General features: G+C 63.7%; 14 protein-coding genes. 11 read left to right on the top strand and 3 right to left on the bottom strand.

Going from position 1 to position 14326, the window contains the following annotated elements; genetic code table 11:
• Window positions 1-53: 53 nt before the first annotated feature.
• Window positions 54-1097: a PDR/VanB family oxidoreductase gene (locus PQR02_RS15570; RefSeq protein ID WP_408232213.1), complete on the top strand. Its 1044-nt coding sequence runs from the start codon at window positions 54-56 to the stop codon at window positions 1095-1097.
• 82 nt (window positions 1098-1179) lie between these two features.
• On the opposite strand, the gene PQR02_RS15565 is transcribed toward PQR02_RS15570, so the two are convergent.
• Together PQR02_RS15565 and PQR02_RS15560 are read right to left on the bottom strand one after the other, a co-directional pair.
• The gene (locus PQR02_RS15565; protein WP_408232189.1) at window positions 1180-2223 is read right to left on the bottom strand and encodes a 2Fe-2S iron-sulfur cluster-binding protein; all 1044 of its coding nucleotides are present in this window, start codon (window positions 2221-2223) and stop codon (window positions 1180-1182) included.
• Between the two features lie 24 nt (window positions 2224-2247).
• Window positions 2248-3060: an IclR family transcriptional regulator gene (locus PQR02_RS15560; RefSeq protein WP_408232186.1), complete on the bottom strand. Its 813-nt coding sequence runs from the start codon at window positions 3058-3060 to the stop codon at window positions 2248-2250.
• A 603-nt stretch (window positions 3061-3663) separates the two neighbouring features.
• Here PQR02_RS15560 and PQR02_RS15555 point away from each other — a divergent pair.
• From PQR02_RS15555 to PQR02_RS15530, 6 genes are all read left to right on the top strand, one after another.
• On the top strand, window positions 3664-4794 hold the full coding sequence (locus PQR02_RS15555) for a porin (RefSeq protein ID WP_408232183.1): 1131 nt from the start codon (window positions 3664-3666) through the stop codon (window positions 4792-4794).
• Between the two features lie 68 nt (window positions 4795-4862).
• Window positions 4863-5906, top strand: a complete 1044-nt coding sequence (locus tag PQR02_RS15550; RefSeq protein ID WP_408232180.1) for an ABC transporter substrate-binding protein — start codon at window positions 4863-4865, stop codon at window positions 5904-5906.
• Window positions 5907-5918: 12 nt separating this feature from the next.
• Window positions 5919-6758 (top strand): ABC transporter ATP-binding protein, encoded by an 840-nt coding sequence (locus PQR02_RS15545; RefSeq protein ID WP_408232177.1) that lies wholly within the window; start codon window positions 5919-5921, stop codon window positions 6756-6758.
• Window positions 6755-7582 carry an ABC transporter permease gene (locus PQR02_RS15540; protein ID WP_408232174.1) on the top strand — a complete coding sequence of 276 codons (828 nt, stop codon included), beginning with the start codon at window positions 6755-6757 and terminating at the stop codon, window positions 7580-7582. Before PQR02_RS15545 ends, PQR02_RS15540 begins: the two co-directional genes overlap by 4 nt.
• Before the next feature lie 2 nt (window positions 7583-7584).
• Window positions 7585-8271: a class II aldolase/adducin family protein gene (locus PQR02_RS15535; RefSeq protein WP_408232171.1), complete on the top strand. Its 687-nt coding sequence runs from the start codon at window positions 7585-7587 to the stop codon at window positions 8269-8271.
• Window positions 8271-9251 (top strand): CobW family GTP-binding protein, encoded by a 981-nt coding sequence (locus PQR02_RS15530; protein ID WP_408232168.1) that lies wholly within the window; start codon window positions 8271-8273, stop codon window positions 9249-9251. Before PQR02_RS15535 ends, PQR02_RS15530 begins: the two co-directional genes overlap by 1 nt.
• A gap of 49 nt (window positions 9252-9300) precedes the next feature.
• On the opposite strand, the gene PQR02_RS15525 is transcribed toward PQR02_RS15530, so the two are convergent.
• A complete protein-coding gene (locus tag PQR02_RS15525) occupies window positions 9301-9627 on the bottom strand; it encodes a non-heme iron oxygenase ferredoxin subunit (RefSeq protein ID WP_408232165.1) in 327 nt (108 codons plus the stop codon).
• A gap of 152 nt (window positions 9628-9779) precedes the next feature.
• Between PQR02_RS15525 and PQR02_RS15520 the strand changes: the two genes are divergently transcribed.
• The 4 genes from PQR02_RS15520 to PQR02_RS15505 all read left to right on the top strand — a co-directional run bounded on the left by PQR02_RS15520 (window position 9780) and on the right by PQR02_RS15505 (window position 14290).
• Window positions 9780-11066: an aromatic ring-hydroxylating dioxygenase subunit alpha gene (locus PQR02_RS15520; RefSeq protein WP_408232162.1), complete on the top strand. Its 1287-nt coding sequence runs from the start codon at window positions 9780-9782 to the stop codon at window positions 11064-11066.
• 67 nt (window positions 11067-11133) lie between these two features.
• A complete protein-coding gene (locus PQR02_RS15515; protein WP_408232159.1) occupies window positions 11134-12300 on the top strand; it encodes a zinc-dependent alcohol dehydrogenase in 1167 nt (388 codons plus the stop codon).
• Window positions 12297-12854, top strand: a complete 558-nt coding sequence (locus PQR02_RS15510; RefSeq protein ID WP_408232156.1) for a hypothetical protein — start codon at window positions 12297-12299, stop codon at window positions 12852-12854. Before PQR02_RS15515 ends, PQR02_RS15510 begins: the two co-directional genes overlap by 4 nt.
• A 140-nt stretch (window positions 12855-12994) precedes the next feature.
• Entirely contained in the window at window positions 12995-14290 is a 1296-nt protein-coding gene (locus PQR02_RS15505) for an MFS transporter (protein ID WP_408232153.1), read from the top strand.
• Window positions 14291-14326: the final 36 nt, after the last annotated feature.

Raw genomic sequence — 14326 nt, 5'->3', positions numbered from 1 at the left:
GGCGAACTGGCCGGATTTTTCCGAAGGCGGCAGCACAGGCTGCCCGATTGACGATGACCGCTACCTCGATACCTACTGCCTTCACAGGCGCAGAAGACCCTGACGTCGCCACGCTCGATGAAGCAGCCACGCGTCTCGACGCCAAGGGCTTGCTGTCGCTCGACGTCACGGCGCGCAGCGAAATTGCCGAAGACATCCATCTGTTCGAACTGCGCGCGCCGGACGGTGCGCAGCTCCCGCCATTCGCGGCGGGCGCGCACTTGCTCGTGCGCACGCCCGCGGGCATCGAGCGCCGCTATTCGCTTTGCAACGCGCCCACCGAGCGCGACCGCTATCTGATCGCCGTGAAGTTCGACGCCACGGGACGCGGCGGTTCCGCGAGCATGACGCGCGACGTGCAAATCGGCAGGCGCCTGCAAGTCGCGCCGCCGGAAAACTATTTCGCGCTGACGGACGACGCTTCGCGCTATCTGCTGATAGCGGGCGGCATCGGCATCACGCCGTTGCGTTCGATGATCGCCGAGCTCGAAACGGGCGGCGCCGACTATCGGCTGCTGTATTGCACGCGCACGCCGGAATCGACCGCGTTTCTCGACGAACTGCGCGGCTCGCAACGCGTGATCGTGCATCACGACTTCGGCGCGCGCGACAGGTCGTTTGCGCTGGCGCCCTATCTCGCCGCGCGCGACGGCAACACGCATCTGTATTGCTGCGGACCGCGTCCGTTGATGCAGGCGGTGCGCGACGCGGCTTCGCATTGGCCGTCGGCAGCAGTGCATTTCGAGGACTTCGGCACCAGCGCGCATGTCGGCAATGACGCGGACGGCGGCGGCGACAAACCGTTCGTCGTGAAACTCGCCCGCAGCGGCCAGTGCGTGAACGTCGCGCCGGAACAGACGATCCTCGAAGCGCTGCGTGGCCATGGCATCGATACGCCGAGTTCGTGCGAAGCGGGCACCTGCGGCTCGTGCCGTACGCGGCTGATTGCGGGCAAGGCCGATCATCGCGACTTCGTGCTCGACGAGGACGAATACGATAGGGCGATCATGATCTGCGTGTCGCGCGCGAAGTCCGACGAGATCGTGCTCGATCTCTGACTCGGCAGCACGGCGTGGCGGCGCATCATGGCGCCGCCTGCCACGCATCACAGGCTGGAGCTGACGCATCACAGGCGGTGCGTCAATAGAACTGGTCGAAGTGAACCTGCCCGAACGGCACCTTGCGGGCGAGCAGCGTGCGTTGAATTGCCTGACCCATCGCGGGCGGGCCGGCGAAGTAGATTTCCATGTCGCGCAACCGGTCGCCGAACATCGTATCGGCGAGTTCATGAACGAAGCCTACATGTCCTGTCCACGGCTCGCGCGCGTCTTCGTGCGCAACGTCCGACACCGCGGCCTCGAAACGAAAGCGCTCGTCGAAGCCCGCCAGCGACGCGAGCATGTCACGCCCGCACACGTCGCGCGGCGTGCGCCCGCCGTACAGGAAATGCAGCTTCACGCCGGCGAGCGCTGGTTCCACGGCAACCCCCCGCGCAATCGAAATCATCGGCGCGAGACCCGAACCGCCCGCGACGCACAGCACGTCGCGCGTCACGTTGCGGCGCAGATAGGCCATCCCGTACGGCCCGTCGATCTCAACCTGCGCGCCCATTGCGAGTCCGCCGAACAGCACGCCGCTGCCCTGCCCGTTCGGCACGCGGCGCACCTGGAAATGCAGCATGCGCGCGTCGTCCGCGCTGTCGCTCGTCGCGATGTTACTCATCGAGTATGCGCGCACGCCTCTCACTCCGGGCAGGTTCAGCAGCGCATACTGGCCCGGCTCGAATGGCATGTCCGCGGACAGCGCAAAGCGGAATTCCTCGATGTCGTGCGTGATCGAACAGCGCCCCGCGAGCGTGCCCATCACGCGCCGCGGCGCATGCACGGGCGCGTATTGCGGCGACGTCCTCAGCTTGATCGTGCATTCACCGCGCGGCACGCATTGACAGCCCAGATAGCGGTTGCGCGCGCGGTCCTTGTCGGTCCAGGCGGGCGCCTCGCTCCACTTCATGTCCACCGCGCCGTCGATCAGCTCGAACTTGCAGTTGCCGCAAGCGCCGACGTTGCACTCGTACGGAAACGCGATGCCCGAGCGCAATGCCGAGCGCAACACGGTGTCGTGCTCATCGCAGTGGAACGAAACATCGGTGCCAGCCAGTGTGATGCGATGAGCAGCGTCGGACATGCGACTTTCCCTTTCAGATGGACTTTACATAGGCGGCCGGTACCCCAGAGTGGAGGAGATGCCTTCCGCCGCGTTCAACAGGTGCGGCACGCATGCGCGCAGCGCCTTCTTAGTGAGCCGCTGCGACGGTCCGCCGACGCCGACCGCGGCGACCACATTGCCCGACACGTCGCGCACCGGCGCCGCAACGCCGCGCATGCCGATTTCCGACTCCTCGTCGTCGATCGAATAGTTCTCCCGGCGCACTTTTTCGAGCGCCTTCAGGAACACCTGCGTATCCGTATTCGTGTTCGGCGTGCGCGCCACCAGCCCGGCCTTCAGCACGCGCGCCACCACGTCCGGCGGACGGAACGCGAGCAGCACCTGACCTTCCGCGGTGCAGAAAGCTGGCTTGCGCACACCGATGTACGAGCGCATGCGGATCGCCTGATCGCTTTCGAGGTTGAACAGATAGACGATGTTGGTGTCATCGAGCACCGCGAGATGCACGGTCTCCCCGGTGTGCTCGCGCAACACGTGCAGGAACGGCACCGCCTGCTTCGACACGTCGAACCGGCGCCGCACCAGCGCACCCAGCGTGAACAACTGAATGCCGAGCCGGTAACGCCCGCTCTCCTCGTTCTGTTCGAGCAACCCTTCCGCGACCAGCGTCGTCGCGAGACGGTGGACCGTGCTCTTCGCCACCCCCAACCGCTTCGCGAGACTGCTGATGCCGATCTCCGGTTCCTGCTCCGAAAACACCTTCAGCAGCCGAATCGCCGCCGTCACGGACGACAGACGGCCATCGCCCGTTTCGCTCTTTCCTTCAGACGCGGCCTGCACATCCGAACTTTGCATGAATATACCTCACCCATTATAAAATGGAACAACGTTCCGTATATAAGAACGAATGCGCTGCCAATTCATCGCTCGCCGACGGGTGCGCGAGCAATGCCGCGGCGGCGCGCATCGCCTCTGTCGCTATGATACGCGAGCCATCCCGGCGTCGACGACAGCGAGCGCTCCTTTAATGCGAGGGGGTTTCCTGAAGCGCATGTATCGTGCGTTCCACTCGCCGTTCCATATGCAGCGACAACGTTCCGTCCAGCGTAACGAAACCTTCTCGTCATGAGTACATACCCTGGCGGTCTGCTCCTTGACTTAGATCCCTAAACAAAACAAACTGCCTTCATACTTTTATGTGGACCGACGTTCCATATAAAAGAACCGTAAGTACGAAGTATTGCAGTATCGCCTCAGCTTCATCGAAGACGGTTTGAACGGCATCGGGCAGTAGAGCGCGCAGGGCAGGTATTGCACGTCACGCTCCCTACTGCGCACCGAATACGTGCGTTGTATTCAGGCCTCCAGATGTTCGCGCGAAGCCGTGGACCAGTCCGCAGAAAAATCAAACCCGGCAATCGACCGGGACACCCATATCAATCAATGGATGGAGACGTCATGAAGAAGACTGTTGCGCTGCTCGCGCTGCCTGTTCTCGCCGGGACCGCGCACGCTCAAAGTTCGGTCACGCTGTACGGCCTGGTCGACGCGGGCATCGTGTACATCAACAATCAGTCGGGACATTCCAATGTCCAGATGGTGAACGGACAAACGAACGGCAGCCGCGTCGGCTTTCGCGGGGCCGAAGATCTGGGCGGCGGCATGAAGGCGATCTTCACGCTGGAGAACGGTTTCGATACGTCGAACGGCAAACTGCTGCAAGGCAGCCGTCTGTTCGGCCGCCAGGCGTTCGTAGGCCTGGAGACGCCCTACGGTTCGGTCACGATGGGGCGCCAGTACGATCCGATGACCCGCTATATCGGCGAGATCGCAGCGACATCGATGTGGGCGTGGGTCGGGACCCACCCCGGTGACTTCGACAACCTGAATTCGAACTTCCGCGTCAACAACTCGATCGAGTACCGGTCGCCGACGTTCCACGGGCTCACCATCGACGGGATTTTCGCGCCGGGCGGCACGCCCGGCAACTTCGCGACCAACCGGATTTACACGCTCGGCGCCAACTATCAGAACGGCCCCGTCACAGTCGCGCTGGCCTACGACCATGTGAACACGCCCGCGACTTCGGCCTTCGACGGCACTACCGCGCCAGGTCAGGCCGGCTTCACGTCGCCCGGCAAGAGCCCCGTGTTCAGCGGCTATCTGTCCGCGAACTCGATGGATATTTTCGGCGCAGCCATCGCGTACACGCTCGGCTCCGCCAAGTTCGGCTTCGTCTATACACATACGTCCTTTAACGACATCCTGCGCACGCCGACCACGCCAAACACGGGTTCCGCGATCTTCAACAGCTATGAAGTGAACGCGCGCTACTGGTTCACGCCCAGCTTCCTCGTCGGCGCGTCGTTCGACTACACCAATGCGGAGACGGCCAAATACGAGCAGGTCAATTTCGGCCCCGATTACTTCCTGTCCAAACGCACCGACGTACTCGCCGTTGGAGTTTGGCAGCATGCTTCGGGCATCGACTCGACCGGCCATCCCGCCGTGGCCGCGATCGGTTCGCTCGGCCAGTCGACCACGCCGAATCAGGTCGCCGTCAAGTTTTCGCTGCGGCATCGTTTCTGACGCCGTATCCGATCAGCAGCAAGCATCCCGCATGGGAACGATGTAAACCGCTAAGGGGAGAACGACGGGTGAAGAGGATCGTATCGAGATTCAAGGTCGTCGTGGCCGTCGCATTGTGCGGCGCCGGCGCCGCTCATGCGGCCGCGCCGACCGTGGTGCACGTCGGCATTGCGAACGCGAGCAGCGACGTCGCGTTCTTTATCGCCGACAAGAAGGGGTATTTCCGCGCCGAAGGCATCGACGCACGCTTCGTCCCGTTCGACTCCGGCGCGAAGATGGTCGCCCCGCTCGGCGCCGGCCAGCTCGACGTCGCTGGCGGCTCGCCGTCGGCGGGTCTGTACAACGCGGTGATGCGTGGCATCGGCATCAAGATCGTCGCGGACAAGGGCTCAACCCCGCCCGGCTACGGCTACCAGCCGCTGCTGGTGCGCAAGGATCTCGTCGCAAGCGGGCGCTACAAGACGCTCGCCGATCTGAAGGGGATGAAGGTCGCGGGCAGCGCGACCGGCAGCGCATCCACGTCGACGATGAACGAGGCGCTGAAGAAAGCCGGACTCAAACCGGGCGACGTCGAGCGCGTCTACCTCGGTTTTCCGCAGCACGTAATGGCGCTGGAAAACAAGGCCGTCGATGCCGCGTTGACCACCGAACCGTCCGCCACCGAAGCCGTGCGCAGCGGCGCGGCAGTACGCGTGATGGGCGACGACCAGATTTATCCGAACCACCAGTTGGCCGTCGTCCTCTATTCCAATACGTTTATCCACGATCATCCGGATACCGCGAAAGCGTTCATGCGAGCCTACCTGCGCGCGGTGCGCGACTACAACGACGCGCTGAAGGACGGCAAGATCGCCGGCCCCAACGCGGACGAAGTGATCGCGATCCTCACGCAGTACACCCCGATCAAGGACCCCTCCGTCTATCGCACGATCGTCCCGCAAGGCACGAACCCCGACGGCAAGGTTAACGTCGCGAGCCTCGAAAACGATCTCGCGTACTTCAGAAGCCAGGGTGTCGTGAAAGGCAACGTGAGCGTCGCGCAGGTCGTCGATACGTCGTTTGTCGACCAGGCGGACGCCGCGCTCGGCCCCTACCAGCCGCGCGCGAAATAGGAGACAGTGTTCATGGCTACACCGCTGATCAAACCGCAGCACGCGGCCGAGGAAGTCCCCGTCAAGATCCGCCTGCATCAATTGACCAAATCGTTCGAGACGGCGGGCGGCAGCGTCACCGCACTCGATAACGTTTCGCTCGATATTCCGACCGGCTGCTTCTTCATGATCGTCGGCCCGAGCGGCTGCGGCAAGACGACGTTGCTGCGCATTCTCGCGAATCTCGAAGCGCCGACGAGCGGCACCGTCGAGATTGCGTCGCCCGCGGAATTCCGTCCTGGCAATTCGATGGTCTTCCAGGGCGATTCGCTGTTTCCGTGGATGACGGTGTTCGACAACGCGGCCTACGGGCTCGCGTTGCGCCATGTGCCGAAAGCGGAGATTCGCGAGACGGTCGACTATTACCTGAGCCGCACGGGCCTGACGCGGTTCGCGAGCGCGTATCCGCATCAGCTGTCGGGCGGCATGCGGCAGCGCGTATCGATCGTGCGCGCGTTCGCGAACGATCCTGACATCCTGCTGATGGACGAGCCGTTCTCCGCGCTCGACGAGCAGAACAAGCTGCTGCTGCAGGAAGAACTGCTGCGCATCTGGGACGAAACCCGCAAGACGGTGCTGTTCATTACGCACAGCGTCGACGAAGCCGCGACGCTCGGCGACCGCATCATGATCATGACGGCGCAGCCCGGCTGCGCGAAGCAGATCGTCGACGTGCCGTTCGCGCGGCCGCGCTCGGTGCTCGAACTGCGGGCACGTCCCGAATACGGCGAATTCGTTTATTCCATCTGGGGACAGTTGCGCGACGAAGTCGAGCGCGCGCGAGCCCGCGATCTCGGTGAGAAGAAGGCATGAAGACCGCACAACAACTGACTGCGAACGATGCGCCCAGGCGCTGCCGCAAGAAACGCACCAAGCGCGTGAGCAACAGGCTGCGCGACCGCCTGATCAGCATTGCTTCGCCAATCGTGCTGCTGCTCGTGTGGCAGATCGCGGCGCAGGCCGGCATGATCGACGAGCGCTTCTTCCCAGCGCCGACGAAGATCTTCGCGACGTTCGTCTCGCTCGTCGACGACGGTTCGCTGTGGGACAACACGTCGGCGACGCTGCTACGCCTGTTCTGGGGCGCGCTGATCGGCGGCATACCCGCGTTGCTGCTCGGCGTCGCGACCGGCCTCTCGCGTCCGCTGCGTGCGGTGTTCGATCCGCTGATCGCCGCGACCTACCCGGTGCCGAAGAGCGCGATCTTTCCGCTGCTGTTGCTGATCTGTGGACTCGGCGAAGCGTCGAAGATCGCGATGGTCGCCATTGGCGTGTTCTACCCCGTGCTCATCAACACGACGACGGGCGTGCTCGAAATCAACAAGATCTATCTGGACGTCGGCCGCAATTTCCGCGCGAACCGCTGGCAGGTGTTTCGCACGATCGCGTTGCCAGGCGCGGTACCGCACATCATGAGCGGCATCAAGCCCGGCCTCGGCCTCGGGCTGATGCTGATCGCCATTGCCGAGATGATCGGCTCGAAGAGCGGCCTCGGCTACATGATCTGGAATGCCTGGGAATTGCTATCGGTCGAACAGATGTATGTCGGCCTGCTCGTCATCGCGTTTCTCGGCTACGGCATGTCACTGCTGCTAACCGAACTCGAACGCAAACTGATTCCATGGAAAGGACGCTGAACATGAGCGAGTTCATCGAACAGAAACAGCGGCTCGTCGACGCCGTCATGATGCTGGAGCGCGCCGAGGTAATCGATTTCAACGGCCACTTCAGCTGGCGCGTGCCAGGCCGCGATCATCTGCTGATCAATTCGGGAAAATCGGTGCGCAGCGCGCTCACCGTCGACGATATCGTCACGATCGACTTCGACGGCAATCTGATCGAAGGCGATGCGGTGCCACCGATGGAGTTTCCAATTCACGCGGAAATCTACCGCAGACGCGCCGACGTGCAATCGGTCGTGCATACGCATCCGGTGTGGTCGACGCTTTTCAGCATGACGGGCCGCCACGTCGAGCCCGTCATCATGCAGGCGGCCGTATTGGGCGAAATCCGCCGTTTCGGCAAAACCGCGTCGATCAACAAAAAGCCGCTTGCGCAGGAGCTGGCCGACGTGCTCGGTCCGCATCGTGTCGCGATGCTGAAATCGCATGGTGCCGTGATTGCCGCCGAAGGGATACTCGAAGCCTTCGTGCTCGCGTTTTATCTGGAAGAGAACGCGCATCGCCAGTACCTCGCGCTACAGCTCGGCGAACCGATGGTGCTGTCGTCCGAACAGGTCGAGACGATCGGGCGCAATCTGTGGAAACCCAATCTGTTGCAGAAGGTCTGGGACTACCACGCCGGCAAGATGCGGCGGGAGCGCTGATGCGGCCGATGATCGAGCGCATTCCCGTCTTTCTGCTCACCGGCTTTCTGGGCAGCGGCAAGACTACCCTGCTCGCCCGCTGGCTGAAGGAAGCGCCTTTGCGCGAGGCCGCGCTGATCGTCAACGAGATCGGCGCGGTCCCACTCGACCATGCGACGCTCGGCTTCGCGGCCGACGCGTCCGCGCTGCTTGCCGATGCGTGCGTCTGCTGCAGCGGCCTGCCGGACCTGAATGAAGCGCTCGAGAATCTGTTCTGGGCGCGCCTGCATCGCAGCGTCAGGCGCTTCGATTCGGTGGTGATCGAAACCACGGGCTTGGCCGATCCCCGCCCGCTCGTTGCGTCGATGCAGAGCCAGCCCTTCATACATGAGCGGTATCGGCTGGCGGGTGTCGTGACGACGATCGGCGCCCCGACAGCGTTGCAGATAATCGATGCGTTCGGTGAAGCGCGCGCGCAACTCGACGCGGCGGACCTGATCGTGCTGACAAAAACGGATCTCGCCGACGATACGGCGCGGCAGCCGATTATCGATGCGCTGCGCCGCTCGCATCCTTTTACGCGTGTGCTGTTATCCGCGCACGCGGATCTCGGCGGTGCGGACGTGTTGCGTCATCTGGAAGAAGCGCGTGGCGCGCCACAGCAACGGCCGGACCCGGTCTGGCAGCCCCCCGCCAACCCTCGCATCGGTGCGGGGTTTTCACGCCGCGGCGGCAATTCGCGCCATGCCGCGCAAACGCGATTCGAAGCGATCGAAGGCGTCGTGAACTTCGACGCGCTAAACGCGCGACTCGATGCGCTCATCGACGCTCATCGCGATGCGCTGCTGAGAATGAAAGGCATCGTGCGTATGTGCGACGGCACTTCGTTGACCGTGCAGTTCGCGTACGGCGATCGCCATGCATGGCTGACGAATGCGCCAGTGAGCCGCAGCGGGCCCGAGGTCCCAGGCGGCGTCACGCTGATCTTGCGGACGACGTAAGCGCCATCAAAGAAAACGCCGGACGCATGGGTCCGGCGCCGTGCCCCCGTCATTCGTCCGCGACATTAATGCTCACTTCATCGTCTTCCACGGTTACAGGGTACGTTTTCAGCGGAATCATGCACGGCGGCGCGACAACTTCGCCCGTGCGGATATTGAACGCGCCATTGTGAAAGTCGCACTCGACCGTATCGCCGTCGATGCAGCCCTCGGACAACGAACCCGGCCCATGCGTGCACGTATCGTCGGTCACGAAGTATTCGCCTTCGAGATTGAACACCGCCAGCACGAAGCCATTCTTCTCGATCCGGATCGCCTGCCCTTCGGCCACGTCACCCTTGCGGCACAGTGCGATGCGCGCACACGTCTTCTCCATCTCCATCCTCCGTTTTTCGAATCACTGTTTGACACGCAGTGAGGCCGATGATAACTTTGTTCTTATCGAAAGAACAGCGTTCTTTTATATGGAACATAACGAACGATGCACGACATCGAACCAATCGACTGACAGCACAAGGAGGCAATCGAATGTTGAAAAAACAGGACAACGACCTGCTGACCCAGACGGGTCCCGGCACACCGATGGGCGAACTTTTCCGGCGCTTCTGGCTGCCGGCACTGCTTTCCGAGGAAGTCGCGGAAGCGGGCGGCGCACCCGTCCGGTTGCAGTTGTTGTCGGAGCGCATGCTTGCGTTTCGCGATTCGAACGGCAAGCTCGGCCTCATCGACGAGTTCTGCGCGCACCGGGGCGTGTCGCTGTGGTTCGGACGCAATGAGGAAGGCGGCATCCGTTGTCCGTATCACGGCTGGAAGTACGACGTGCAGGGTCAATGCATCGATGTGCCGTCGGAGCCGGCCGAAAGCGGCTATTGCAACAAGATCAAGCTGAAGTCGTATCCGCTCGTCGAGCAGGGCGGCGTCGTGTGGGTCTACATGGGGCCGCCCGAACAGCAGCCGCCACTGCCCGCCTACGAGTTCTCGACGGTGCCGGCGAGCCAGTCGTTCATGACCAAGCGTCTACAGGAATGCAACTGGCTGCAGGCGTTGGAAGGCGGCGTCGATTCGAGCCACGTGTCGTTCCTGCATCGCGGCGCGCTCAATTCCGATCCGCTGTTCAAGGGCGCGCGCGGCAACCAGTACAACCTGAACGACTTCAGCCCGGTCTTCGAAGTAGTCGAGGCCACCGGCGGCCTCTACATCGGCGCGCGTCGCAACGCGGAAGACGACCAGTACTACTGGCGCATCACGCCGTGGGTCATGCCGTGCTTCACGATGGTGCCGCCGCGCGGCGACCACCCGGTGCACGGCCACTTCTGGGTGCCGATCGACGACGAAAACTGCTGGGCCTGGAGCTTCGACTATCACCCGACGCGTGAACTCACCACGGCCGAAGTCGACGCGATGAAGGCAGGCAACGGCATTCACGTGCGCTATGTCCCAGGCACGTACCGTCCGCTGCAGAACAAGGAGAACGACTACCTGATCGACCGCGCGGCGCAGAAGGCGGGCACCTCGTACAGCGGCGTCGAGGGCATCGGCATGCAGGACGCGTCGTTGCAGGAGAGCATGGGCCCGATCCAGGACCGCACGCGCGAAAACCTCGTGTCGACAGACAACGGCATCATCATGGTCCGTCACCGGCTGATGAAGGCCGCGCGCGCACTCGCTGAGAAAGGCGTGCAGCCGCCGGGCCGCGATCCGCAATCGCAGCAGGTACGTTCGGTCGCGATCGTATTGCGGCGCGATTTGCCCTTCAAGGAAGGCGCGAAAGACGCATTGCATGCCGAAGCCGGCAAGGCCCATACGACGATCTAGCGACCCACGCGCCGCCACGCGGAACGTGGCGCGCTCATTCAACAGGGACTCACCAGGGCATAACGGCATGAACGATTCACAACCGCAACTCGCAAGGTCGGACGCGCAAGCGGACGCACCGCCACGCGCGTCGACGTTCGACGCCGCCGTCGCCGTCGAGCCAGGCCGCACCGAAATCCGTACATTCGAGCGGCCGCCCGTTACGCAGTCGACGGGCTTGTTGCGCGTCGCGATCACCGGCGTCTGCGGCAGCGATGGACCTTACTACCAGCAATTGCCGCAAAGCCGCGGACCGCTGATTCTCGGCCACGAAACGGTCGGCCATCTCGAAGAGGCCGGCGTGCTCGCGCGCAAGCGTTGGGGCCTGAAAGAAGGCGACTATGTCGCGCTCGAGGAGTACATCCCCTGTGGCCATTGCGAGTACTGTCTGAGCAACGAGTTCCGGCTGTGCGACGCAACGGACTGGCGTCTTGGCGGCATGCGCTACGGCGCGACGGGTTTGCGCACCGCACCCGGCTTCTGGGGCGGCTTCAGCCAGTTCCAGTACCTCGAACTGAACACCGTGTTTCATCGCGTGCCGTCGCATGTCGAACCGCGCTACGCCGCGCTTGCGCTGCCGCTCGGCAACGGCATCGAGTGGGCGTATCTGCAAGGCGGCGCGGGTCCGGGGCAGACGGTCGTGATTCAGGGACCGGGGCAACAGGGCCTGTCGTGCGTCGTCGCGGCGCGCGAGGCCGGAGCGGCGCAGATCATCGTCACGGGTCTCGCAACGCACACCGATCAGCGCCGTCTCGAACTCGCGCGTCAGCTAGGCGCGGATCACACGATTACCGTCGATAGCGAAGACGTGCTGGAGCGGGTTGCCGATCTCACGGGCGGCGCGATGGCCGACCTGGTCATCGACTGCGCGTCGGGCGGCACGGCCACCGTCACGACCGCGATCCAGCTCGCGCGCAAGCGCGGCACCATGATACTCGGCGGACAGAAACGCAAGCCGATTCCCGAGTTCAATAGCGACATGATCATCGCGCGCTTTCTGACCGTGAAAGGCATGCGTGGGCACAGCTATCAGTCGGTCGAACTCGCGCTGCAGTTGATCGCCGCCGATCGTCATCAGGTGCGTCGCATGAGCACGCACACGTTCGGCCTTTCCGAAACCGACATCGCGTTGCGCACGTTGCGCGGCGAAGGCGTCGAGAACGCGATTCATATGACGATCGACCCATGGAAATGACGCACGCTTCCCTCGCCGTCGCGCCGCAACGCGCGGCACTCGCGCCCGAGGCACGCTTTCGCGTGCAGGCCGCGAATTCGTCGCCGCGCCATGTGCGCGTCGTCACGCTGAGCGAATGCGCCGACGACGAGCTGCGCGCCTGCGCCACCGCCTCCGGATCAAACGTGCGGTTTGCCCGCGCGAACGAACTGGCGGCACTCGCCGGCACGCACGCTCCGCAGGAGGGCGGCTGGCCGCACACGATGAATGCCGCATCCGACGCAATGGCCGCGTGGCTCGGCGCGCCGGATCTCGCGATCATGGTCGGCAGCGAAGGCGATGATCCGCGCGCCGCCGTGCTCGCCGCACAGGCGTGGTGCCAACGCGGCGTGACGGTGTCGGCCGTCATCCGCCCTGCTGTTCAGGGCGCGCAAGCGCAACAGGATCAGCAACAGCCGCGGTGCTACCGCACCGCCGATGCGTTGCGCCCGTGGTGCACGATGCTGGTTCTCGCGAGCGGCAACGACTACCTCGCGGACCTGCTCGAAGCGCTCGGCGCCACGGGCGCAACGTAGTGCACGAAATGTAGCCAGCAAGCTGGACACCCGCTTCGCGTATAACATCGGATAACTGCGGCAAACACGACCGCACGCACAACCCACACCGCGAACGGCGCGCAAAGCGCCGGCGCGGCAAACGATGTGGAGAGAGACAGTTGAAGCAGGATATCAATCGTTGGTGGACCGTCGTAGGCGGAGCAATGTGTCTGTCGGTCGGCGCGGGCGTGATTTCCGCGTTCATGTTCGGCACGTTCATCAAGGCCATAGCGGCAGAAAACGGCTGGAGCCGCGCGCAGGTGTCGCTCGGTCTGACGATCTTCGAGTTTGCGATGGGACCGGGGACTATCGTCCTCGGCTCGCTGATCGACCGTTGGGGCGTGCGGCGTCCCACGCTGTTCTTTCTCGCGATATTCGCGCTGTCGATCGCGCTCGTCGGCGTGATCCCCGTTTCGTTGCCGCTCTTCTGCCTCGTGTTCGTGATGGTCGGCTTCTTCGCGCCGGGCAGTAACGCACTCCCGTACGCGAAGGTCGTCTGCGCGCGTTTCGATCGCCGGCGCGGCCTCGCGCTCGGCCTCACCGTCGGCGGCACGGCGATCGGCGCGATGCTGATGCCGCAATACGCGGGCTTTCTGCTGCGTCACTTCGGCTGGCGCACCGGCTATCTCGGTGTCGCGGCGATGATGGCCGCGATCTCGATTCCCGCGCTCTATCTGCTGGTGCGCATGCCGCCCGACACCGACGAAGCGATCGCGCGCCGCACGCGTCAATCCGCCGACAAGCTGCCTTCGCTGTGGTCCATCTTCAGGCACGACCGCACGTTCCGGCAGCTGGGCATCTCGATCTTCTGCATGTCGGGTGTGCTGCTTGCGCTGCTGTCGCAACTCGTGCCGATGATGACCGACCGCGGCGAGACCGTACGCGCCGCCGCGAGCATGCTGTCGATCGCGGGCCTCTCGTCGGCGCTGGGGCGGTTGTTCGCGGGCTATCTGATGGACCGCATTCACGCGCCTTATGTCGCTGCGATGTCGTTCACGCTGACCCTGTGCGGCGTGCTGATACTCGCGGCGGGAGCAACGGGATCGGCTGCGATGGTCGCGGCGGCGCTAATTGGCGTCAGCATCGGCGCGGAGGCGGACATCATCACGTTCATCGTCAGCCGCTATTTCGATCTGCGGCTTTTCGGGCGCGTATGCGGCGGCATGTGGGCATGCTGGGGCTGGGGCGCGGGCATCATGATCTTCCTGTCGGGACTGTGCTACGACCTGCTGCATTCGTATCATGCCGCGCTGTGGGTGTTCGCCGCGCTTGTGCTTGTATCGGTCGTATCGATCTGCCGGCTCGGGCCGTATGTGTATCCCGAGCAGCGCCATCCACGTGATCCGGCGGACAGAACGCAGGCGGGCAACGGCACGGCGGCGGCGCGCGCGAATCCTGAAACGACGGCGGGCTGATCGATCGCCGATGGCTTGAAACGCAGCGCCGTTATC

The sequence above is a fragment of the Paraburkholderia sediminicola genome (genome assembly GCF_046026895.1).
Lineage (GTDB): Bacteria > Pseudomonadota > Gammaproteobacteria > Burkholderiales > Burkholderiaceae > Paraburkholderia > Paraburkholderia sediminicola_C.
Note: the sequence above shows the minus strand (reverse complement) of the source record. Positions and strands in the feature narration are given on the sequence as shown.

Bases quoted from the DNA above. Each gene is read 5' to 3' on its own strand.
- PQR02_RS15510 (WP_408232156.1), top strand. From the start codon at position 12,297: ATGACGCACGCTTCCCTCGCCGTCGCGCCGCAACGCGCGGCACTCGCG.
- PQR02_RS15565 (WP_408232189.1), bottom strand. From the start codon at position 2,223: ATGTCCGACGCTGCTCATCGCATCACACTGGCTGGCACCGATGTTTCG.
- PQR02_RS15555 (WP_408232183.1), top strand. From the start codon at position 3,664: ATGAAGAAGACTGTTGCGCTGCTCGCGCTGCCTGTTCTCGCCGGGACC.
- PQR02_RS15545 (WP_408232177.1), top strand. From the start codon at position 5,919: ATGGCTACACCGCTGATCAAACCGCAGCACGCGGCCGAGGAAGTCCCC.
- PQR02_RS15525 (WP_408232165.1), bottom strand. From the start codon at position 9,627: ATGGAGAAGACGTGTGCGCGCATCGCACTGTGCCGCAAGGGTGACGTG.
- PQR02_RS15570 (WP_408232213.1), top strand. From the start codon at position 54: ATGACCGCTACCTCGATACCTACTGCCTTCACAGGCGCAGAAGACCCT.
- PQR02_RS15540 (WP_408232174.1), top strand. From the start codon at position 6,755: ATGAAGACCGCACAACAACTGACTGCGAACGATGCGCCCAGGCGCTGC.
- PQR02_RS15535 (WP_408232171.1), top strand. From the start codon at position 7,585: ATGAGCGAGTTCATCGAACAGAAACAGCGGCTCGTCGACGCCGTCATG.
- PQR02_RS15515 (WP_408232159.1), top strand. From the start codon at position 11,134: ATGAACGATTCACAACCGCAACTCGCAAGGTCGGACGCGCAAGCGGAC.
- PQR02_RS15560 (WP_408232186.1), bottom strand. From the start codon at position 3,060: ATGCAAAGTTCGGATGTGCAGGCCGCGTCTGAAGGAAAGAGCGAAACG.
- PQR02_RS15520 (WP_408232162.1), top strand. From the start codon at position 9,780: ATGTTGAAAAAACAGGACAACGACCTGCTGACCCAGACGGGTCCCGGC.
- PQR02_RS15530 (WP_408232168.1), top strand. From the start codon at position 8,271: ATGCGGCCGATGATCGAGCGCATTCCCGTCTTTCTGCTCACCGGCTTT.